Source organism: Novosphingobium sp. MBES04 (assembly GCF_000813185.1).
Taxonomy (GTDB): domain Bacteria; phylum Pseudomonadota; class Alphaproteobacteria; order Sphingomonadales; family Sphingomonadaceae; genus Novosphingobium; species Novosphingobium decolorationis.
This window is the reverse complement of the sequence record NZ_DF850489.1, coordinates 343,159-364,548: the sequence shown is the minus strand read 5'-3', so window position 1 is coordinate 364,548 and position 21,390 is coordinate 343,159. Positions and strand designations below refer to the sequence as shown.

17 protein-coding genes are annotated in these 21,390 nt (G+C 65.8%); 10 read left to right on the top strand and 7 right to left on the bottom strand.

The genetic code is table 11. The annotated features are described in order from the left end of the window. Window positions 1–60: 60 nt before the first annotated feature. Genes MBENS4_RS15470 through MBENS4_RS15460 form a run of 3 tightly spaced genes read right to left on the bottom strand, consistent with a single transcriptional unit; the run spans window position 61 to window position 2,827 of the window. Window positions 61–711, bottom strand: coding sequence for a cysteine hydrolase family protein (locus MBENS4_RS15470; protein WP_039392735.1), 651 nt, complete (start codon window positions 709–711; stop codon window positions 61–63). Beyond that, window positions 704–1,828: an LLM class flavin-dependent oxidoreductase gene (locus MBENS4_RS15465; RefSeq protein WP_039392734.1), complete on the bottom strand. Its 1,125-nt coding sequence runs from the start codon at window positions 1,826–1,828 to the stop codon at window positions 704–706. Before MBENS4_RS15465 ends, MBENS4_RS15470 begins: the two co-directional genes overlap by 8 nt. Before the next feature lie 36 nt (window positions 1,829–1,864). Next, complete coding sequence (locus MBENS4_RS15460) at window positions 1,865–2,827, bottom strand: ribokinase (RefSeq protein ID WP_039392733.1); 963 nt, start codon at window positions 2,825–2,827, stop codon at window positions 1,865–1,867. Window positions 2,828–3,031: 204 nt separating this feature from the next. Between MBENS4_RS15460 and MBENS4_RS15455 the strand changes: the two genes are divergently transcribed. Both MBENS4_RS15455 and MBENS4_RS15450 read left to right on the top strand, forming a co-directional pair. Further along, window positions 3,032–3,862 (top strand): oxidoreductase, encoded by an 831-nt coding sequence (locus tag MBENS4_RS15455; protein WP_039395078.1) that lies wholly within the window; start codon window positions 3,032–3,034, stop codon window positions 3,860–3,862. Continuing rightward, window positions 3,862–4,536, top strand: a complete 675-nt coding sequence (locus tag MBENS4_RS15450; RefSeq protein ID WP_039392732.1) for a cysteine hydrolase family protein — start codon at window positions 3,862–3,864, stop codon at window positions 4,534–4,536. The genes MBENS4_RS15455 and MBENS4_RS15450 overlap by 1 nt, the downstream gene beginning before the upstream one ends. Before the next feature lie 40 nt (window positions 4,537–4,576). Here the strand turns inward: MBENS4_RS15450 and MBENS4_RS15445 are convergent, their stop codons facing one another. From MBENS4_RS15445 to MBENS4_RS15430, 4 genes are all read right to left on the bottom strand, one after another. Next, entirely contained in the window at window positions 4,577–5,671 is a 1,095-nt protein-coding gene (locus MBENS4_RS15445) for a TauD/TfdA family dioxygenase (protein WP_039392731.1), read from the bottom strand. Between the two features lie 220 nt (window positions 5,672–5,891). Beyond that, on the bottom strand, window positions 5,892–8,171 hold the full coding sequence (locus MBENS4_RS15440) for a xanthine dehydrogenase family protein molybdopterin-binding subunit (protein ID WP_242404972.1): 2,280 nt from the start codon (window positions 8,169–8,171) through the stop codon (window positions 5,892–5,894). Continuing rightward, entirely contained in the window at window positions 8,168–8,623 is a 456-nt protein-coding gene (locus tag MBENS4_RS15435) for a (2Fe-2S)-binding protein (protein ID WP_039392729.1), read from the bottom strand. Before MBENS4_RS15435 ends, MBENS4_RS15440 begins: the two co-directional genes overlap by 4 nt. Window positions 8,624–8,879: 256 nt before the next feature. Continuing rightward, entirely contained in the window at window positions 8,880–11,564 is a 2,685-nt protein-coding gene (locus MBENS4_RS15430; protein ID WP_084592193.1) for a TonB-dependent receptor, read from the bottom strand. A gap of 463 nt (window positions 11,565–12,027) precedes the next feature. Here MBENS4_RS15430 and MBENS4_RS15425 point away from each other — a divergent pair, with 463 nt between their 5' ends. The 8 genes from MBENS4_RS15425 to MBENS4_RS15395 all read left to right on the top strand — a co-directional run bounded on the left by MBENS4_RS15425 (window position 12,028) and on the right by MBENS4_RS15395 (window position 21,375). After that, the gene (locus tag MBENS4_RS15425) at window positions 12,028–14,067 is read left to right on the top strand and encodes a tetratricopeptide repeat-containing sulfotransferase family protein (protein ID WP_039392727.1); all 2,040 of its coding nucleotides are present in this window, start codon (window positions 12,028–12,030) and stop codon (window positions 14,065–14,067) included. 153 nt (window positions 14,068–14,220) lie between these two features. Continuing rightward, complete coding sequence (locus tag MBENS4_RS15420; protein WP_052322444.1) at window positions 14,221–14,916, top strand: TetR/AcrR family transcriptional regulator; 696 nt, start codon at window positions 14,221–14,223, stop codon at window positions 14,914–14,916. A 98-nt stretch (window positions 14,917–15,014) separates the two neighbouring features. Then, window positions 15,015–16,037, top strand: coding sequence for a hypothetical protein (locus MBENS4_RS25445; protein WP_052322443.1), 1,023 nt, complete (start codon window positions 15,015–15,017; stop codon window positions 16,035–16,037). After that, entirely contained in the window at window positions 16,034–16,213 is a 180-nt protein-coding gene (locus MBENS4_RS25440; RefSeq protein ID WP_052322442.1) for a hypothetical protein, read from the top strand. The genes MBENS4_RS25445 and MBENS4_RS25440 overlap by 4 nt, the downstream gene beginning before the upstream one ends. 234 nt (window positions 16,214–16,447) lie before the next feature. After that, window positions 16,448–18,319, top strand: a complete 1,872-nt coding sequence (gene peaA / locus MBENS4_RS15410; protein ID WP_084592190.1) for a quinohemoprotein amine dehydrogenase subunit alpha — start codon at window positions 16,448–16,450, stop codon at window positions 18,317–18,319. Then, complete coding sequence (gene peaB / locus MBENS4_RS15405) at window positions 18,316–19,794, top strand: quinohemoprotein amine dehydrogenase maturation protein (protein ID WP_242404971.1); 1,479 nt, start codon at window positions 18,316–18,318, stop codon at window positions 19,792–19,794. The genes peaA and peaB overlap by 4 nt, the downstream gene beginning before the upstream one ends. Next, window positions 19,791–20,162, top strand: coding sequence for a quinohemoprotein amine dehydrogenase subunit gamma (qhpC, locus tag MBENS4_RS15400; RefSeq protein WP_039392726.1), 372 nt, complete (start codon window positions 19,791–19,793; stop codon window positions 20,160–20,162). The genes peaB and qhpC overlap by 4 nt, the downstream gene beginning before the upstream one ends. 109 nt (window positions 20,163–20,271) lie before the next feature. Then, complete coding sequence (locus tag MBENS4_RS15395) at window positions 20,272–21,375, top strand: YncE family protein (RefSeq protein ID WP_039392725.1); 1,104 nt, start codon at window positions 20,272–20,274, stop codon at window positions 21,373–21,375. Window positions 21,376–21,390: the final 15 nt, after the last annotated feature.

The following is a 21,390-nucleotide window of genomic DNA, read 5'->3' as shown; positions in this document are numbered from 1 at the left end:
TGTAAATGTCTCGGGAGGCCGGCCGGGCGTGCAGCGGTGCAAGGCCCGGCCCACCGCGCATCAGGCCAGCGCCTCGTGCACGGCCGCGCTCGTGGTCAGAAGACCGATGTTCTGCGCCAGCACGTCGAGCGTACTGGCGTGCAGATGCTCCTCGTAAGCCACGCAGGCATCGCTCACGAGGAACACGTTGTAGCCCTTGTGAAAGGCCGTGCGCGCGGTGCTGTCAACGCAGCACTCGGTGGTCATGCCGCTCATCAGCAGCGTGTCGATGCCGCGGGCGCGCAGCTGCGCATCGAGATCGGTTGCGTGGAAGCTGTCGAAGAGCAGCTTTTCGATCTCGATGTCGCCGTCTTGCGGGGCGACGCGGTAATAGTCCGCCCCGCCGCCCTCGGCCCGGCAGATCGCCACGCCGCCCGGCATCCCGCGCCGGACCATCAGGGTCTTGAGCGCATCGCTGTCGGTTTCCGGGCGCGTGACCACGCGCATGAAGGCAATGGTGCCGCCTGCACGGCGCATGTCCGCGATCAGCTCCTCGATCCTCTCGATGGCCGTCTCGATCGGCGCGAAGTCGCTGCAGAACGTACCTGCAACGCCTTCGGGCGAAGCGAAGTCGACCTGGATGTCAACGACGACAAGCGCCGTCCTGACCGGGTCGATCATGCCTGCAAGATCAGGACCTGCAACGTGGGGCAGATCGGCCGTGTCAGGCATTCTGTCCGACCGTGATCTTGCCGGGGAACCGCGCACGCAGGAGAGGCAGGACTTCCTTGCCGAACTTGGGAATGCCGGTGACGTAATCGTCGAAGATCAGCATGAGACCATCGGTCCCGGCCACCTCGAAAAGCTGGGTCAACTCGGCCGCCACCGTCTCGGAAGAGCCCGCAATGTGCGCCGACATGAAGCTGGAGCGGGCCTTGCGGGTGAAGTCATTTTCCTTGCCGATTTCATTATCGAGGAACCCGTAGGCGCGCATCATGCCTTCCAGCGCGCCTTCGTCGAACCCGTCGGCGTAGTGCTTTGCCTTGGCTTGTGCCTCTTCGTCGGTTTCGCCCAGCACGATGGTCATCATCGAATACGTGCGCACGAAACGCCCGATGCTCGCGGCGTCCTCCTTGGCCTCCTTGCTGGCCTCAGCCAATTGCTCGGCATCGCCGCCCGACAGGAAGATCGCGTCCATCTCTTCGGACGTGAAGCGCATGCCCTTCCTGGACGAGCCCGCGCACACGAGGAAGGGCCGCTTCTGGGGCTTGGGCCAGGACTGGCAGTCCTCAAGCTGAACGTAGGTCCCGTCCATCGTGACCGAATCCTCGGCCCACAGACGCTTGATCGCGGTGACCCATTCCTTGGCGAGGTCGTAGCGTGCGTCGTGGTCCACGCCCTCGGGCCAGGCGCCCATCTGCGAGAACTCGCCCTTGTAGGAGCCGGTCACGACGTTGAGCCCGGCGCGTCCGCCCGAAATCTGGTCGAGCGTCGCGATCATCTTGGCCACGACGCCCGGGTTCTGGAGAAGCGTATGGACCGTGCCCCAGGTCTTCACCCGGCTGGTCGCCTCGGCAAGACCGGCGATGGTCATCACCGAATCGAGCGAACTGTCCCAGTGGTGCGTCTCGCCGCCGTAGCCGCGGTACTTGGCCATCGCCATGATGAAGTCGAACCCGGCCTCCTCGGCCAGCACGCCGCATTGGCGGCAGTAATCGTAGGAGCCGTCGATCTCGGGCTTGTTCTTCGAGATGATCCAGCCGCCGTTGGCGATCGGCAGGAAAATCCCGAGATCCTTGCCACCTGTATCGGAAGGCACGCCGAATTGGGTTGGTTGCAGTTCAGCCATCACTTTGTCCCATCGTCTCTCTCGTGTCTCGCCCCATCAAGGTAGGATGGCGGCCGACCGGTTCTTGATTGGCAGCGCATGTTCTGTTGCCGGTTCGGAAAGCAGGTCGGAAACCACCGCGCGCGAGGGCATCGAGGGCGCGGCCCCATGCGAAAGCGTGGAGAGCGCCGCCGCCGCGCAGGCGAAGGGAACCGCCTGTTCGAGCGTGCGCCCCTCGTCAAGAAGCGCCGCCAGCGCCCCACAGAAACAGTCGCCCGCGCCCACCGTGTCGACCGGCTGGACCGGGATCGAGGGCACGTGGACAAGGCTCCCCTGGCGCACGATCAGGGCGCCACCCGCGCCCAGCGTAACGATCGCGGCCTGGTCCTCGCGGCAGAACAGGGTGCGCGTGCGAGCCGCCAGCGCCGCCATCTCGGCGTCCTCGCCCGGCAACGGCGCGCGGACCTGCGCGGCGGGCGCGTAGACGTCGAGTTCGGGACGGTTGAGGACAAGGATATCGACATGCGGGAACAGCGCCTTGGCCTCGACCAGGGCAGGCGCGGTGTTGAGGATCCGCAGCGCGCTGCTCTCGGCCAGAAGCGAGGCGAGCGCCGGGATCGGCACCTCGAGCTGCGAAAGCAGCACCCCGCCGTCCACCGGCACACAGCCTCCCAGCCGCGCATTGGCGCCCGAAACGACGATGATCTGGTTTTCGCCCAGGGCATCAACTGCGATGTATGCGGTCCCGGTCGCTTCGCCCGGAAGCATGCGAATGCCGTCCACGTCGATGCCTTCCATGGCGAGACGCTGGACCATCCATTTGCCCGAGTCGTCCTCGCCGACCGCGCCCACGAAGTGGACCTGCGCCCCCATGCGGGCCGCGGCCACGCCCTGGTTGGCGCCCTTCCCCCCCGGCAGGCGCGCGGTAGCTTCGGCCAGAACCGTCTCGCCCGGCAGCGGCAGGCGCTGGAGCGAGGTGATGATATCAATGTTGATCGAACCGACGATGTGAACAGCCAAGTGCGCGCCCCGTCCCGTTACCCAAAAAACCTTGCCGAAAATGCCTCGAATGGCATTGCAGCCCCAATGGTGCAGCATGGGTTGCGCGCGCGGGTCAAGCGCGGGCACGGGCGGTGCGCCCTCGCACAAGATTTGCGGGCGCCAGCGCAAAGAGGATGCACAGGGCCACTACCTAGTCTCGGCGCCATGAAGGAGACCTCAGACATGACGAACTGGCTTATCACGGGCATCGGCGGCGGACTTGGCCGCGAACTGGCAAAAGCCGCCCTCGCGCGCGGGGACACGGTCGTAGGCCTTACCCGCAAGCGGGAAGATACAGAGCTGACCGCGCTCGCGCCCGAGCGCATGTACATCGTCCAGGTCAATCTTGCCGACGAAGCCTCGGTCGAAGCGGCCGTCGCGCGCGCGCAGATCCTCACTGGCGGCATCGACCGGCTGGTCAACAACGCTGGCTACGGCCTTGTCGGAGCAATCGAGGAAGTCTCCATCGAAGAGGCCCGCGCGCTCTTCGAAATCAACGTCTTCGGCGCCCTGCGCATGATCCGCGCCGTGCTGCCTGCAATGCGCGCGCAAAAGCGCGGCCACATCGTCAACGTGACCTCGGTCAGCGGCCATGCGCCCTGGGCCGGAACCGGCATCTACGGGGCCAGCAAGTACGCTCTTGAATGCATCGGGCAGACGCTTGCCCAGGAAGTCGCGCCCATGAACATCGGCGTCACCAACGTCGCACCGGGTGGCATGCGCACCGAGTTTGCAGGCGGCAGCCTCACCATCGCCGCGCGCGACATTGCGGAATACGACGAGGTCGCCCACTTCGCCCGCCGGTCGCTGACCGAGAACGCAGGCACGGAAGGCGGCGATCCCGCGCGCGCCGCGCAGGCCATCCTCGCAGCGCTCGACGCGCCCGAGCCGCCGCTGCACCTCCTGCTGGGCGAGGATGCACTCCATTACGCCAGCGACCAGCACGCGCGCGTTGCGCAGGACATGCAGACCTGGGAAACGCTCGCGCGCTCCATCGCCTTCGCCGAGGTCTGATGCACCCGTTCCACCTGCCCGACTGGGCCGTTGCGCGCGGACAGGGCCTCAACCGCTTCGACGCACTGGAACCGGGCGCGACCGCGCTTGTCGTCATCGACATGCAGAGCGCGTTCGTGGGCGAAGGCGAGGTTTTCGGGAAGGCGAGTTCGCGTGCCACGATCCCTGCGATCAACGCGCTGTGCTCCGCCTTGCGAACCTTCGGCGCGCCGGTGATCTGGACGCGCCAGACCGTCAGCGACCGCGTACCGCTCGCCATGCCCGGCTGGCAATACGACCTAACCGATCCCGAGGTCGCTCGTGCGGTTGAGGCCCTGCGGTCCGGCAGTTCCTCCCATGCGCTGCATCCCGCCATGGACTTTCACGAGGGCGACGTCCTTCTCGACAAGTATCGCTACGGGGCCTTCTCGTGCCCCGATGGCGCGCTTGCCCGGGCCCTGGCGCGGCGCGGTATCGAGATGGTGGTGCTGGTCGGCACGCTCACCAATGTCTGCGTGGATTCGACCGCGCGCGAAGCCAACATGCGCGGCTACAAGGTACTGATTGCAGCCGATGCCTGCTCGGCCGTCACCGATGCCGAGCAGGACGCCGCGCTCCTCAACCTGCGGCTCAATTTCGCCGACGTGAAGAGCTGCGCACAGGTCCTGGAAATGACGAAGGGCGCCGCTCCTTGAGGAACGGCGCCCTTACGGTTGGGACCTCTTTACCCCGCGCTTATTCGATGACGCGCGGAACCGACATGCCGTAGATGTCGAAGTGGGCTTCGGGATGCTCGGGCGCGCCATCGCGCGGGGCCGAGCGGACCTGGACGACGCCGTTCTTGCCGAACCCATCGACGACCGGACGCCCGGCATCGCGGCTCAGCCACAGGCGCAGCAGGTGGCGGCGGCGCTGCGGTTCGGGATAGTCCCAGAAGGTCGTGCGCGCGTGAAGTGCGGCGTAGTTCGAGAGCCACTGGATGTCGCCGGGGCGGAAATCCATCTCGATCGCCATGCCCTCTTCGTAGGTGATCGTGTCGAAGAGTTCGAGCACCTCGATCTGCTCCGGCGTCAGCTTGGGCACGCCCTCGTACTCCTGCGCGGTCAGGATGTAGAGCGAGCCCGCGTACATCGAGAACACGCCGTCAACCAGGCTGACGATGGGCGAGGTGTAGGTATCGGCCGGTGCGCTGTGGTCCTGCTTGCGCCAGTCCCAGTGGAAGGGCTCCAGCAGCAGCGGGGCCAGATCGGGACGGCGCTTCAGGATCTCGTTATAGATCTGTGCGCCCGAGACGAGGCAGGAAGCGCCCCCTTCCTTGGCCGGGCGCAGGCACATCAGCGAAACGATGTCCGAGCTGTCCGAGTGGTAGACCAGCTTGTCGCGCACCTTGGCCGACAAGGCGGTCGGATCGTCCATGGTCTTGTCCGAGGTCGCGTAGACATGGTCGATGAGATCGCCCATCTCGTTCTGGCGGATCGGATCGCCCATGTGCAGGCCGAGGATGTAATAGATCGCCGCGGAAAACGCGTCCGAATAGAGGTAGGTGCGAAGTCCGCGCACGAGCACGAAGCCGCGCCCATAGTCGACGTCTGCGCCCCATTCCTTCACCGCCTGCGCACAGGCGACGAGCGGGTAGTCCGAAGCCTGCACGGTCCGCAGGTCCGGGTTCTCATCCAGGAAACGCTTGCCCAGCTGCTCCAGCTCGAGGACCTGCGCGTCGGAGAGAAGGTAGATCCACTCCCCTGACTTCACCAGTTCATCGCCGCGCCAGGCAGCCGCGGTGGTAACCGGAGGAATTGCCTCCATCGACGCGGACGGATTGGTGGCCATGCGCTGATCCTTGCTCCTTGAAAATGCGGTCTGTGTTTCGGGCAGACTAGCCGCGCAGTCAGGACAAGACTTGTCGCGCGATGTTCAAAAAGTTGGGAGAGCCTGGAACTGGCGACCTCACCCCGCTCAGCCGATGCCGCTGGCACGAAGTGAGGCAGACGGTATGGGGAGCCCGAGGGCGATGGCCTCGGACCCATTCCTGCCTTCCTGTCTTCCTGCCTCAGGCTTCGAAGCTTTCCTTCGAAAGCGGCATCACGCGCACGCGCTTGCCAGTCAGCACCGAAACCGCGTTGGCGACGGCGGGCGGGATCGCAGGCAGCGGCGGCTCACCGATACCGCCCATTTCCGCGCCACTTTCCACGATCTTGACGTGGACCCTGGCCATCTGTTCGGGGCGCAGGATCTGGTAGGCATCGAAGTTGCGCGCAACCGGCATCCCGGCCTCGTACTCGGCCCCTTCGACAAGAACCTGCGACAGCCCCAGCGCCACGGCCGAATTGACCTGCGCCTCGACGATGGCCGGGTTGACGATGCTGCCCGGATCGATGGCTTCCCACACGTCGTGGACCACGACCTGCCCGTCCTGGATCGAAACTTCGGCAACCGCCGCCGCTTCCGATCCGAAGGGCGAAGCCATCGCGATGCCGCGTGCACGGCGTGTGCCATCGGCTGCCGTGAAGGGCCCGCGCTTCCAACCGCCCGAAAGCTCGACCGCCGCCTTGAGGAGCGTGGTCAGGCGCGTGTTGCTTTCCAGCAGTTTCAGGCGCAGCGCATAGGGGTCCTTGCCGCCAGCGTCCGCCATTTCATCGAGGAAGCTCTCGTAGAAGAAGTCGTTCATCGAGTTGCCGACCGAGCGCCAGTAAGCGAGCGTGGTCGGGTTCTTGACGAAAAGCTGCGCGATGCGCCGGTTGGGGATCGCGTAGGACTTGGCGGTGATGCCCTCCAGCGCGGATTCGTCGAGCTTTTCACCGCGCTTGTTGGCGATGCCCTCACCCGGTCCCTCGCACACGCTGACAACGTCCAGACCGACCGGCCAGCCATCGGCATCAAGCGCGCCCTTGAACTTGACCACGGCCATCGGGCGCATCGGATCGCGCAGGAATTCCTCCTCGCGGCTCCAGATTACCTTGACCGGACGCCCCGTCGCCTTGGCGAGCGCGATGGCGTGCGGATAGGGGTTGCCCCAAGTGTACTGGAAGTGGCGGCCGAAGAAACCGCCCAGCAAGGGGCTGTGAATGTTGATCTTCTCGGGCGCGAGGCCCGTCTTGGCCGCAATCGCCGCCTGGAAGATCTCGGGCCCCTGGTTGGGCATCCACAGGTCCAGGCTGCCATCCGCGTTGAAGCGCGCCAGCGTCGAGGGCGGCTCCAGCTGGGCGTGGTGGAGGTACTGGCTGGTAAACTCGCCTTCGACGACCTTGGCCGCCGAGGCGAAGGCGGCTGCGCTGTCGCCCGCGCTCTCGGCTTCCTCGCCACGCCCAGTCTGGCTGGAAAGGTGCTGTGTGAAAGCATCGGTCGCGAAGTCAGCAGGCATGTAGCGCACCTCCGCGCTCTCGCCCGGATCCTGCCAGTCGACATCGAGCGCGTCGGCCGCCTGACGTGCGTGCCACCAGTACGGGGCGACCACGGCCACCGCGCCATCGAGCGTGTGCACCGAGTGAACGCCCGGCATCGCCTTCACCGCCGCTTCGTTACGGATGGCTCCGGGCTGGAGGCCCAGACGCGGCGCGTGCTGCACGGCGGCCTGGAGCATGTTCTCGACCTGGCTGTCGATGGCGTACATTGCCTGGCCGGTCGACTTGGCGTGCATGTCGATGCGCGCGACGGGCTTGCCGATCCAGCGGAAGTTCTTGGGATCCTTCAGCGAGATCCGGCCCGCTTCGGGCACACCCATGTCGAGAGCGCCCTCGGCCAGTTCGCCATAGCTGAGCGAGCGGCCCGAGGCGGTGTGGATTACCTTGCCCGGCTCGGTCGTGAGCGTGTCGGCGCCCACGCCCAGGCGCTTTGCCGCCGCGCTGATCAGCATCGCGCGGGCCGAGGCGCCGAGGCGGCGCATCGTGTCGTAGCTGGTACGCACCGACATCGAGCCGCCGGTGATACGCATCGTGCCGCCGAACATGACCTGGAAGACCTTGCCCGCAGGGGCGGCTTCCACCTCGAAGACGGCCGGGTCCATGTCGAGTTCCTCGCCCACGATCTGCGCCATCGCGGTGAAGGCCCCCTGCCCGCCTTCCATGAAGGGGCTAAGGAAGCGCACGGTGTTGTCCGGGCGGATTTCCAGGAACGCGGGCACGTCGAGCGCCTTGGGCGCAGGCGCGGCCGGACCCTGCGCACGGGCCGGTCCGACCGGAATACCGAAGCCCAGGACCAGCGCACCCGTGGCGACGCCCGCGCCACCCAGAAGGAAGCGGCGGCGTGACAGGTTTACAGGCTGCGCGGGCGCGGCAAAACGCTCATCCCCGCTGCCGTTTGCGGGACCATCGAGAAAGATGCGGGCCATCATGCGTTCTCCTGTCCGGCAAGGTCGCTCAGCGCGGCGTGAATGGCGTTGTAGGTGCCGCAGCGGCACAGGTTCTGCATCGAGGCGCGTACGTCCTCTTCGCTGGGCGCCGCGTTCTCCTTGAGCAGCGAGACCGCCGCCATGACCTGGCCCGACTGGCAGTAGCCGCACTGGGGGACCTGGTGCTTGACCCAGGCCGCGACGACCTTCTGGCCCACCGCGTCCTGTTCCATCGCCTCGATGGTGGAGACCTTGCTGCCTTCGAGGCTGCCGACCGGCGTCACGCACGAACGGGTGACCACCCCATCGACCAGCACCGAACAGGCGCCGCACTGGGCAATGCCGCAGCCGTACTTGGTGCCGGTCATGCCCAGCACGTCGCGAAGTGCCCACAGCAGCGGCATTTCGGGCTCGGCGTCGAGCTCGCGCATCTCGCCGTTGATCTCAAGCTTCATGGTCTTTCCCCTGATAGTCCTGCGGGTTGTCCGCCCGTCTGGCCCACGTGCGGCGCACACCTGCCGTCGACCCCGAGGGACAGGAATACGCAATCGTTTCGCGTGAGACAACGCCCCAACGCTCGTCCGGGGCAGGCGGCCCTCTAGCCTCTCCGGCAACCCCGATCAATTTTCTTTCAAGCCTCTGAAAAAATGGCTCCCTCCCGGGGTGCGAGACCACAGGAGGGAGCCGTTCAGGTCGTCAGAGACGGGTGATTCAGAACGTCTGCCCCCAGCGCAGGCCGAAGAACTGCGGCTTGATCGCGAAGGTACGCGAGGAGCCCGAGCAGAAGGTGATCGAACAGAAGGTGTTCCTGGTCAGCTGCCCACGCTTGTCGAAGGCGTTCTGGATGAACAGGTCGAGCGTCCAGCCATCGCGCTTGAGGCCCGCCGAGAAGTCGAACGAGACGAAGCCGGGCGTGTTGCCGAGCAGTTCGTTGTTCGCGACGTTGAGGTCCTGCGTGGCGCCGGTCTGGTAGTTGGCCGAGCCCATGAGGTAGGCATCCATCCCGCCCAGGAACGTGTCGTAGCGCACCGAGGTCGTGCCCTTGAAGCGGGGCTGGCGCGGCAGGCGGGTGCCGTCCGCGGCCGCGACCTGCGGCGTGGGCGGGTAGGAGTCGGGCACATAGGCATCCGCGATGCAGCTCGAAAGCTGCGAAATCGACATCGCCACCGGATCGAGCGCGAAGTTGCAGAAGTTGCCCTTCAGCTTGGCGTCATTGAACGCGCCCGAGGACGAGATCGTAACATCGCCCAGCTTCAGGTCCGCGTCGTATTCGATGCCCTTCACTTCGGCCTTGCCGGCATTGCCGGTCATGCCGGCTCCCTGCGTGCCCGAGACGACGACGCTGTACTGGATGTTGTCCCAAGTCTCGTAATAGGCGGCCATGTTGAAGCGGAAGATGTTGCCCCAGGTCGTCTTGAAGCCGATCTCGTAGTTGGAGAGCGTCTCCGATTCGTAGGGCTGCACCGTCACCAAACCGACCCCGTTCACGCGCAGGGCACGGTTGTAGCCACCCGGGCGGAAGCCGGTGGAGTAGGTGGCGTAGACCATCTTGTCCGTATCGATCTGCCAGTCGAGCGCGATCTTGTGGGTCTCACCCGATTCCTTGTAGGAGCCGTTGGCGTTGATGCACGAGAGGCGCTCCATCGGGAACGGCACCGAACAGCCCGCGCCGGCCGCCGAAGCCGCAACGCCGCTGAAGCCTTCCGACTTGAAGCTGGTCCAGAAGAAGCGGATGCCACCCGTGACCTTCAGGGTCGGCGTGATGTCGTAGTGCCCTTCGGCGAAGATCGCCTTGTCCTTCCAGTCGTTGTTGCGTTCCGAAAGGTAGAAGGCATCGTACTTCACCGCGCGCGAGCCCAGGATCATCGTGCCCATAGGATCGCCGTTGGGATTGATGACGTCGCTGGTGTCGAAGAACGGCGTGCCATCATCGTCCCAGGCGATGCCATACATGCCCGGAACGCCCAACAGGCCACCTGCGACATCGCCGCCACCGGCCTGGGTGTAGCCCATCATGTCGGCCAGGCCATGGGTCGCGTACTGGTCGTTCGTCTGCTCCTTGCGCGACTGGTAGAAGCCGCCGAAGGTGACATCGAAGGGCCAGCTCGACGGGGTGGTCACGCGCAGTTCCTGGGTGAACTGCTTGTCGCGCGTCAGGCCCTTATAATACTGCTGCGGGTTGATAAGCCCGGTGCAGGCCATGTCCGCGCCCGAGCCCGAACAGCTCGACCGATCCCAGAACTGCAGATAGCTTTCGTAACCCGGGCCGAAGCTGTCGTAGGTGACCGTGTAGTAGGTATAGTCGTTGCGCAGGTTCACCTTGCGGTTGAAGTAGCCCGTTGCCGAAACCACGTCCCAGTCGCCGATGTGGCCATGAATGGCGAGCTGTGCCTGGTACCACTTGTCGTTCTGACGGGTCAGATCGTAATCGTGGACTTCCAGATCGCCGACGCGCGGATCGTAGCCGAAATAGCCATAGGCGATCTGGCGCTGCGCGGTCACTTCGGGGCGGATTTCCCAGCCCGGTGCAGGCTCCCAGAGAAGCTGCAGGCGCCCGCCCACTTCGTAGATCGGGTTATAGTCGTTCTTCGCAATGTCGCCGTTGTCGAGCGTATAGCTTGTAGCGGGATTGAGATCGCCCAGTTCCAGCGCAAGCGAATCGCCCACGTTGTTGAGGCCGTTGTTGGCGACATTGTCGATGAAGCCGCCATCGTGGCGATAGTAGCCCATCGCGCGCACGGCGAGCGTGTCGCTCACCGGAATGTTGACGTAGCCCTCGATCTGCTGGCCAAAGTCACCCGCGCCGTACTTGTTGAGTTCGGCGTTGTAGCCCCACTCGAACTCGCCGATTTCGGGCTTCTTGGAGATGAAACGGATCGTGCCCGCCAGCGAGCCCGCACCATAGAGCGTGCCCTGCGGCCCCGAGAGCGCCTCGATGCGCTCGATGTCGTAGACGTGGATGTCGGGAAGGTCGGTGCCCGCGATGGGAATGTCATCGAGATAGTACCCGACCGAGGCGTAGGCGCCGCCAGCGGGCACGATGCCGCGGAAATACGGGGTCTGTCGGCCCGGCCCGAGCCCGGCGATGGTGACCGAGGGGAGCAGGTTGGCAAAGTCCGAAAGGCCGTTGATCTGGCGCGCCTCCAGCTTTGCCTCGCCCAGCGCCTGAATCGAGATCGGCACCTTCTGGACGCTCTCCGAGGTGCGCGTCGCGGTCACGACGATGTCGCCGAGCGAGGACTGTGCCTGGGGCGCGGCCTCAGGTGCTTCGGCGGCAGCCGCCGGCACGTCGTCCTCGGCGTAGGCCGTTCCGGCTCCCGCCAGCGGCGCGACGATCGCGGTCGTGGAAAGAAGGCACACGGCGTTCCACCGGCGCACACGGGTACGAATACTCATACTGTTGGAGTCCCCCTATTTCCCTGAAATTCGTGCGTCTCCTCCCCCAAGAAGACTGCCCGCTTGGCGCGGGTCCCCCCATTTTTACGAATAGTGCGCCCGCGACCTTTTTCCGGCCCTTGCAGACGCACACCTCCTGCCCCGAAGTTGCCCTCGGGTTCGCAGGCCCAACTTGCACCTGCAAAGAACTCGTATTGAAAAATCCGTCCGGACGCGTTCGCTCTTGCACAAACTTGAACGCCTGTCCTAGATTGAGTAAACCGACACGACCCGATCCTGTCAAGCGCCTATCGGCACGAATTTTGGAGCTTTATTTCGTGCTTGCCCAAGCCGGGGAAATGATGATCCTGAAGATGTGCATGTGCACACTTGAAAATGTTCGCAGCCGCGCAACTTCACCCGCGCCGCGACGCCTTTGGCACTCGGCCCCGCCTCTCGCAGAAAGGACATAGACCGCCAGACCATGACCGGATCGACGACTGAGGCCACCCGTCCCGTTTCGCCCGCAAGCGCCCTGCCCCGTATCGCCGCGCTCGTCGGCAGCGCGCCCGCCCGCGCTCTGGCCGAGGCCGAGAACCTCCTGCAGACCGCGCCCGGCCTGGGCCCTGCCGAACTGCTTGCCTGCCAGGCGCTGCGCCAGCTTGGCCGCACGCAAGAGGCGTTGTCCCGGCTCGAAACACTCGCTCGCCGCGACACCAGGGTACCTGCCGTGCTCTGGGAACTCGCCCAGACCGCGCTCGCCGCCAACGCCAGCACAGCGGCCATATCCGCGCTCGAACGCCTGACCGCACTGCAGCCCGGCATCAGCCACGGCTGGTTCCTCCTCGCCAGCGAACTGCGCAAGGCCGGACGAGCCGAGGACGCCTGGCGCGCGGACATCTCGGGCGTTCACGCCTCGGCGGGCGATCCCGAACTGGTCGACGCCGCGCTTGCCATGAACGAGGGACGGCTGGATGAGGGCATTGCCCTACTGGAAGCCCGTGCGGCGCGGGGCGGCGAGGATGCCCCCTCGCTGCGGCTTCTGGGGGAACTGCACTGGCGCAAGGGCGACATGAGCAAGGCGCTCGACTACTGCGGCCGCGCGCTCGAACGCGCGCCGGGCTTCGACCTTGCCCGCGACTTTCGCATTCGCCTCCTGCTCCAGACCAACCGCCTGGACGAAGCGCGCCGCGAGGCCGAGATCCTGGTCGAATCGCCGCTCGAGAACCCGGCGCACCGCCTGCTCCTCGCCTCGGTCCTCGTCCGTCTGGGCGAACACGAGCGCGCCCGCGATCTTTACCGCGGCCTGCTCGATCTCAAGGCCGACCAGCCCCAGCTCTGGCAGAATCTGGGCCATGTCCTCAAGACCCTGGGCGAACAGGCCGAGGCCATCGCCGCCTACCGCGAGGCCGTTGCCCGCCAGCCCTCGATGGGTGAGGCCTGGTGGAGCCTCGCCAACCTCAAGACCGCACGGCTCGGGGCCGAGGACATCGCCGCGATGGAGGCCGCTCTTGCGACCTTGCCCGAGGACAGCGACGAACACGCCGAGGACCGCTTCCACCTGCACTTCGCACTCGGCAAGGCGCTGGAAGATGCAAAGGACTACGCCGCCTCGTTTCGCCACTACGACCAAGGCAACCGACTGCGCCGCGCCCGCGTGCCCCACGATCCGGAAGGCTTTTCCGCCGAAGTGGCCGCCACGGCGCAGACCTTTACCGCCCCCTTTCTCTCCACGCAGGGCGATGGCGGATGCCCGGCGCCCGACCCGATCTTCGTGGTGGGACTACCACGCTCAGGCTCGACGCTGGTCGAGCAGATTCTCTCCAGCCACAGCCAGGTCGAAGGCACGCTCGAACTGCCCGACATGATGATCATCGCCAGCCGCCTGCAGGCGCGTGTCGACGAGGGTGAGTTTCCCGATTTCAAGACCATGATCGCAAGCCTGACGCCGCGTGACCGGGTGCGCCTGGGCGAAGAATACCTTGAGGGCACGCGCGTCCACCGCAAGAGCGATGCGCCGCTGTTCATCGACAAGATGCCCAACAACTGGCAGCACGTGGGCCTTATCCGCACGATCCTGCCGAACGCGAAGATCGTGGATGCGCGCCGTCACCCGATGTCGTGCTGCTTCTCGGGCTGGAAACAGCACTTCGCGCGCGGCCAGACCTTCACCTATGACCTCGCCGAGATCGCGCGCTACTACCGCGACTACGTGGGGCTGATGGCCGCCTACGATGCCGCCGCGCCAGGCGCCGTTCACCGCGTGATCTACGAGGATATGGTGCACTCCACCGAGGCCGAGATACGCCGCCTCCTTGCCTATCTCGATCTTCCCTTCGAGGAGGCCTGCCTCCAATTCCACACCAACGCGCGCGCGGTGCGTACGGCCAGTTCCGAGCAGGTGCGCCAACCCATCTTCACCACAGGCCTCGATGCCTGGACCCACTACGCGCCCTGGCTCGGCCCCCTCGCAGAGGCGCTCGGCCCGATCGAGGCGATCTACCCCCAGCCCCCCGCACGCTGAGAGCGCTCTCACCCGCGAGACGGGCAAGACACTGTATTTACGTGCGCAGCAAAGGGGCCTAGGGCGCCCCTCCGGCCCCGTTTCGCGTCCTCGCAGAGACGCAAGGCTGAGGGACGAGGATCGACAGGCGACATAACACAAGGGAGAATCGCCATGCCCCGCAAAGTGGCAACCAACGAGAATCCCAAGGACACGGCCACCGAGCACCAGCGCCCCGGCGTCTACGCGCGCGGTGCGGACACGGTCGACACCATCATCAAGGCCGCGCTGCGCGTCATCATCGATGAGGGCGCAACCGCCTTCTCGATCCGCCGGATCGGCGCAGAGTGTGGCCTCAAGGTCGGCAACGTCAGCTACCACTTCCCCCGCAAGGAATTGCTGGTGAAGGTCATGCTCGACGACATGATGGAGAGCTACCAGACCAAGCTCGACGACGATGTGCGCCTTGCCGACATCTCGGCCGAGGAGCGCCTGCGCCGCGTGATCCTGATGTGCCTGGAGGACATCTGCTCCAAGCGCACCACCCGCCTCTTCACCGAACTGTGGTCGCTCGCCAACCAGAGCGCGTTCATCGCCGAGCGCATCGAGGCCTTCTATAGCGACGTCCACGTCCAGATCGGCGAGCAGATCCGCGTGCTCAACCCCGCGCTCGACGACGAAGACGTGCGCACTCTCGCCCTCTTCATCAGCGCATCGATGGAAGGCACCACGCCGTTCCTCGGCTACGAGAAGCCCTGGCGCGCCCAAATGCCCCAAATAATGGCGCTCAGCGTCGAGACCTTTATTCATCTTGCAAAGACGCTGAAACCCGGTGACATTGCCGAGATGACCAAGGCGATCGATTTCTGACGAAGAGGACTTCGCGAATTCGCCGGACGGGAAGAGCGATGACCTGATGGGACGTGCACGTGGGGGCGTGCATGCACTCGTGCACATCAGGGGGGCTCGTGCAGGTTTTCGGTTCCGGATTTCGCGCCATTGCACCGGCCATCGGCGTCGCCGCGCTCGCGATCCTGCAACCGGGCATCGACCCGGTCTTCCTCGCCCTGCTGAGCGAAGCCCATGCTCTCTCGCCGAACCTTCATGGCTGGGTCGTGGCCGCCGCCCAGGCGGGCCTCGCCCTCGGCTCACTGCTGAGCCTCCTTGCGGGCGCACGCCTGCCCTCGTGGAGTTTTGCCGCCGCCGCGCTGGCCGCCATGGCCGCCGCCCTGGCAACCGGCGCGATTGCCGACTTCCCGGCGCTCCTGGCCCTGCGCGCCGCCCACGGCGCGGCCATGGGTCTCATCTACACGCAGGCCATGGCCCACGCCGCACGCCACCGCCCGACCGGCGCCTTTGCCGCCGCGCTGCTTGTCCAACTGCTGCTCTCGATGGTGGTGGCCGCAGGTCTGCCCAGCCTTGCCAATCAGCGCGGCGCGTCCGCGGCTCTCGAACTGCTAGCCCTCGCCCCCTTCGGCATTCTGCTGATCCTTGGCACCTGCCGCGATGCGCTGGGCCAGCGCGCCGAATGGGACATCGCCCCCCGCCGTGAGGCCAGGCACGCCAGCGCGACCACGCGCGCGATCACGTCCCGTACGCTGCTGATCGCGGGTGCCATCTTTGCCTTCGTCTGCGCCAACATGATCGTGTGGTCGCTGACCGGCGCGCTCGCGCTCGGGGCCGGACTTGGCAACGAGACGCTTGGCACCGCGGTCAGCCTGGGCTCACTCGCCGGCGCCGCGACCGCCCTTGCCGTCCTTCGCGAGCGGATCGTGGTCCCTCCGGCGCTGACCGCGCTCCTGTGCGGGGCAGCGCTGCTTGCCCCCATGCTGGCGCGCGCCCGGGCCAGCCGGAGCTGTTCATTGCAGCCATCGTCTTGTTCAACATCGGTGCGACGGCCAGCGTCATTCGCTGCTCCGGGCTTGCCGCGGCTTCGTGCACCTCCACCCGCGCGCTGCGCTTCGTCTCCTCGATGCAGACCCTGGGCATGATCGCAGGCCCCGCGCTCGGATCGCTGGCCGCGATGGGCGACAGCCGCAACGGCCCGCTCGAGGCTGCCGCGCTCGCGACGATCCTGGCCTGCAGCGCCTTCATCGCCTGGCAGCGCCGCCCCGCTCCGCACACCGTCCCGGCGGAACTCTATTACGAGGAACGGCAAGCCGCCTGAGCCCACCGATGCTGCACCTGCGTGATAGCTTGAAAGCAGCGGGCATTGCGCAAGATCTGGCGCTTTTGCAGCCCTTTGCGAAGGCAAGGAAGCCCGTTTCCACTGCCGCGCCGACACAAAAATGCGGCGACACGAAAAAGCGCCTTGACCAACTCTTGATGATTGTCCAGTTTTCTACTGCCCAAGCGCGGAATCACCGAATTGCGCGTGTAATCAGGGGGGTATTTTCAAATAATGCGCCTTTCGCGAAAGAATCGCGGCGACGCCCTTGCGCGCACGCCCCAAGTCACATCCGATGTTGAAGCGGACAGCGTACTTGCCGCCAGGAGGCCGTCCACCCGCAGCTGGCACCGCCTGCCCGTCGCCGCGCTGCTGGCCGCAGGCGCCCTTTCGACCAGCGTGGTCGTCGCGCAGGCCGGGGGTGAGGACGATTTCACCAGCGACCCGGCCGGCTGGGATGAGACCGAAGCCGGCATTCCGGTCACCGACAGCCTCACCATGCAGAAGTGCGGCACCTGCCACGCGCCCGACGCGGACGGCAATCTTTCGCGCATCTCCTGGATCCGCGCGACGCCCGAAGGCTGGGCGCAGACCATCAAGCGCATGGTCAAGCTGAACGGCCTCGAGATCGAACCGGGCGAAGCGCGCGAGGTGGTGAAGTACCTCTCGACCTACCATGGCCTTGCCCCCGAGGAAGCCAAGCCGGTGATGTATCTCGCCGAAAAGCGCATCCAGGACGAGACCATCGTCCCCAACGACACGCTGCGCCAGACCTGCGCAAGCTGCCATGCCTTTGCCCAGCCGATGTCCTCGCGCCGCTCCAAGCGCGAATGGGGCCTGCTGGAAAACATGCACCGTGCGCTCTACTCGACCGCGGAATTCATCTACGAGACGCCGGTCGGCGGCGGCTACGACGAGAACGGCGGCGCGGGCGACAGCGACGGCGCGAAGCCCGAGAAGCAGGCGATTGCCGCGCTCAAGTGGCTCTCCGAAAACGCCCCGTTGCACACCCCCGAATGGTCCGCCTGGCGCCCGCGCATTCGCGCTCCGAAGCTGGGCGGAAAGTGGCTCGTCTCGGCCGAAATGCGCGGCCACGGCCGTTTTGTGGGCGAAATGACCATTGCCCCGCGCGAACCCGGATCGGACGAGTACATCACCTCGACCGTGCTGCGCTCGCTCAAGGACGGTTCGGTCCACACCCGCAAGGGGGCATCGCTCATCTACGGCGGTTTCTCGTGGCGCGGTTCATCACTTGGCGCCGCGCCTTCGGCCGCACCGGACGACCTCGACAGCAAGCTGCGCGAGACGCTGTGGTTTGCGCCTGACCAGACGATGGCGATGGGCCGCTGGTACTGGGGTGAATACCACGAGTTCGGCTACGACGTGACGCTGCGCCGCGAGAGCGGAGCGCCGGTACTGGCCGCGATCTCGCTCGACGCGCTCAAGACCGGCACCAAGGGCGCCGAAGTCCACATCTATGGCGCGAACCTTCCCGCAGATCTCGCGGCAGGTGACATCGACTTCGGCAGCGGCACCAAGGTGGCGAAGCTCGTCTCGGTCACACCGGGCGAAGCGGTCGTCACGCTCGACATCGCCGCAAATGCCGTCCCCGGTCCGCGCGACGTCACGGTCGGCAGCGCGGTGCTGCAAAGGGCCCTGCCGGTCTATGCCAGTGTCGACTACGTGAAGGTCACCCCCGACACCGCACTCGCGCACCTGGGCGGCATCAAGTACGCCAAGGGCTTCGAGCAGTTCGCCGCCTGGGGCTATTCCAATGGCCCCGACGGGAAGGAAGGCACGAAGGACGACTTCGCGATCATGCCCATCGAGGCGACCTGGTCGCTGGGCGAGTTCATCACCACGACCTACGACAACGATACGAAGTTCGTGGGCGCGCTCGACGCGGCTTCGGGTCTCTTCACGCCCAACGTCGAAGGCCCCAACCCCGAGCGCCGCTTCGGGCGCAACAACTACGGCGAGGTCTGGGTCGTCGCGACCGCGAAGAACTTCGCGGGCAAGGACGGCAAGCCGCTGGTTGGCCGTTCCTACCTCGTCACCACCGTTCCCACCTACAAGCGCTGGGACCAGCCGGAGGTGTCCGAATGAACACGATGACCACCCCTGCCGCCGACTTTCGCACCGCGCGCTATCGCCTCGGCGAACTGCACGAGTTCGAAGCGGCCGACCAGCCTTACGTCTACCTCGTCGGTGCAGGCGCGATCTTCGCGCTCGACGACGGCGCCCGCGCGGTGCTCGACGAGCTGCGTGAAGGCGAGATGGCGCACGGCGAAATCGTCTCCGCGCTCGTCACCCATGGCTATGCGCACGGCGATGCCGAAGAGCTGATCCGCGAACTGCTGTTCGTGCGCGGCATCGTCTCGGACCGGATCGCGCCCGCGCTCGATCCGCAGCCGACCGCCCCGCCCGCCGACTTCCCGCTCCAGGCGCTGGTGCTCAACATCACCAACCAGTGCAACCTTGCCTGCACCTACTGCTACGAGTTCGGTGCGGACAAGATCGCGACGCCCCAGGGCAAGCCCAAGTTCATGACGCTGGAGACGGCGAAGTCCTCGATCGACTTCCTGCTCTCCCAGTCGGGCAGCCGCGAGACGGTCCACGTCACCTTCTTCGGCGGCGAGACGCTGATGAACTTCAAGCTGCTGCGCGAAGTCGTCCTCTACGCCAATGACGCCGCGGCCGCGCAGAACCGCGCGATCACCTACAGCCTCACCACCAATGCGACGCTGCTTTCGGACCCGATCATCGAGTTCCTCGCCGACAACGACGTGGGCGTCACCGTCAGCATCGACGGTCCGGCGGACCTCCAGGACCATCGCCGCATCTACCGCAGCGGCAAGGGCTCCTACGAGGTCATCGAACCGCGCCTGAAAATGCTCATCGCCCGCCACCGTACCCGCGCCATCACCGCGCGCGTGACGCTGAGCGAAGGCGTCACCGACGTCCTTCGCATCTACCGCCACCTCAAGGACGAACTGGGCTTTCACGAAGTCGGCTTTGCCCCTGTCACCAATTCGGGCGAGCAGGACTATGCGATCAACGGCGATGGCATGAGCAAGGTTCTGGCCGACTTCCATGCGCTGGCCGACGAATGGCTGGACTATGCGCTGGAGAACCGCATGCACGGCTTCTCCAACGTCTCGGAGACCATCGCCGAACTGATGCAGGGCGTGAACAAGTCGCACCCGTGCGGCGCGGGACTTGGCCTGCTGGGTGTCAGCCCCTCGGGCGACCTGTCGCCCTGCCACCGCTTCACCGACGCCGACACCCACACGCTGGGGAACATCGAAAGCGGCATCGATGCGGACAAGCGCGAGGACTTCCTTTCGCGCGGGCACGTCAGCGCCAAGTACGAATGCCAGAGCTGCTGGGCACGGCCCCTGTGCGCAGGCGGCTGCCATCACGAGGCCTTCGTGCGCTACGGCGACACCGGCCACGCCAATCTGCACTACTGCGACTGGATCCGCGAATGGACCGACACGTGCCTGCGTGTCTACGGCGCGGTCGCAGCGCAGAACCCCGGATTTCTCGAACGTTTCGCAACGCGGAAGGCCAACGCATGAAGCACCTGAAGCCGATCAACCGGAAGGCCCAGAGGATCGACGATCTGGCCTCTCCTGCCCCCGAAACCACCCTGGATGCCGCCTCCGACCCGCTGGGCGAGGACGACGTCGTCGCGCTCCAGCAGAAGACCCATCAGCCCCATGTGCCGATGGGCTGCACGCTGGCGTTCTCACCCGGCTGGGAAGTCGATGCGGGCGGCGGCACGGCAGGCCTGTGCCAACCGGTCGAGCGCGACATCTACGACTGCTACGTCAGCTGCTTCTGGCCCGTGCAGGTGCCCGACCACGTCAACTATTCGCCCGACTGGGCCAGCAACTGCGCCTCGGCGGCGAAGGACTGGCGCAATCTCGACCTGGTCTTCCCGTGATGCGGACCCATCCCCTTCGCTGCGCGTGCACGAAGGGGACCCGTGCGGACCTTGCCCGGTCCACCCTGTCCGCCCTGCGCTCACGCCCCTCGAGAAAGAGGCAGCCTTCATGAAATCGCTTCGTCATGCCTTTGCCGGCAGCGCCAGCGCCGCCCTTGGTGCCGCGCTGGCCTTCGCCCAGCCCGCCGCCGCCGACACCATCGTCATCGGCGGCTATCCCGACCAGGTGCAGTTCATCGACGACACCAGCGGCCAGGTGACCGACCTCGTCACGCTCGAGACGGGCCTGCCCGACAACCTCCAGCTTTCGCAGGACCGCTCCAAGCTCTACGTCACCACCCTCACCCGCACGGGAATCGAGGTGATCGACACGAAGACCCGCAAGGTCCTCAACCATTTCGAGCTCAACACGCCGAGCACGCGCTACCGCCTGAAGGGTGGTGTGCCCGATCCCACCGGGCGCTATTTCTACGCCATCGGCCAGCGCTTCGACAAGGAAGTGGACCTCTTCCGGGTCAGCAAGTTCCAGTACTACACCATCGACCTGAAGAGCGGCGATGTCGTGCGCGCAGTCGACTTTGCCGAGGAAGACAACGGTCCGGGCTGGGCGGCCAGCATGGCGATCTCGCCCGACGGCAAGACGCTCTACGTCTTTGGCGACAAGGTCCGCGTACTCGACACCAAGGACTTTTCGGTGCTCGACCGCATCGACCTGGCCAAGCCGCAATCCTCTGCGCTTCAGGACGTGAGCTTTGGCGGCACGCTCAATTCGCGCCAGGATCCGGGCAGTTATGTCTCGCTCTTCAACGGCGAGGATCCCTACATCCACAACAAGGTCTTCGGCATCGCCCGCTTCGACCTGGCGCAGCGCAGCTTCACCTTCGATCCCATCGGCCCCGCGCCCGACCGCCTCGAAGGCCTGCAGGTCACCCCCGATGGCAAGGACGGCTACACCGTCGCGGTCATGGATGACCTGGGCGACCAGCGCTGCGAGTTCTGGCACTTCGACCTCGAAACCAACACCGCGGTCGGCAAGGCCGAATTCGAATGCCGCCGCCGGTTCTACTTCGCCATGTCGGCCGACGGAAAGAAGCTCTACATCTACGGCGCAGGCTACGACATCGCCGTCTACGATGCCGCCACACTCAAGCTCGAAACCGACTGGGAGGTGCGCAACGACATCACCATGGCGGGCCTCCTGCACCTGCCGTGACCCAAACCATGCGCC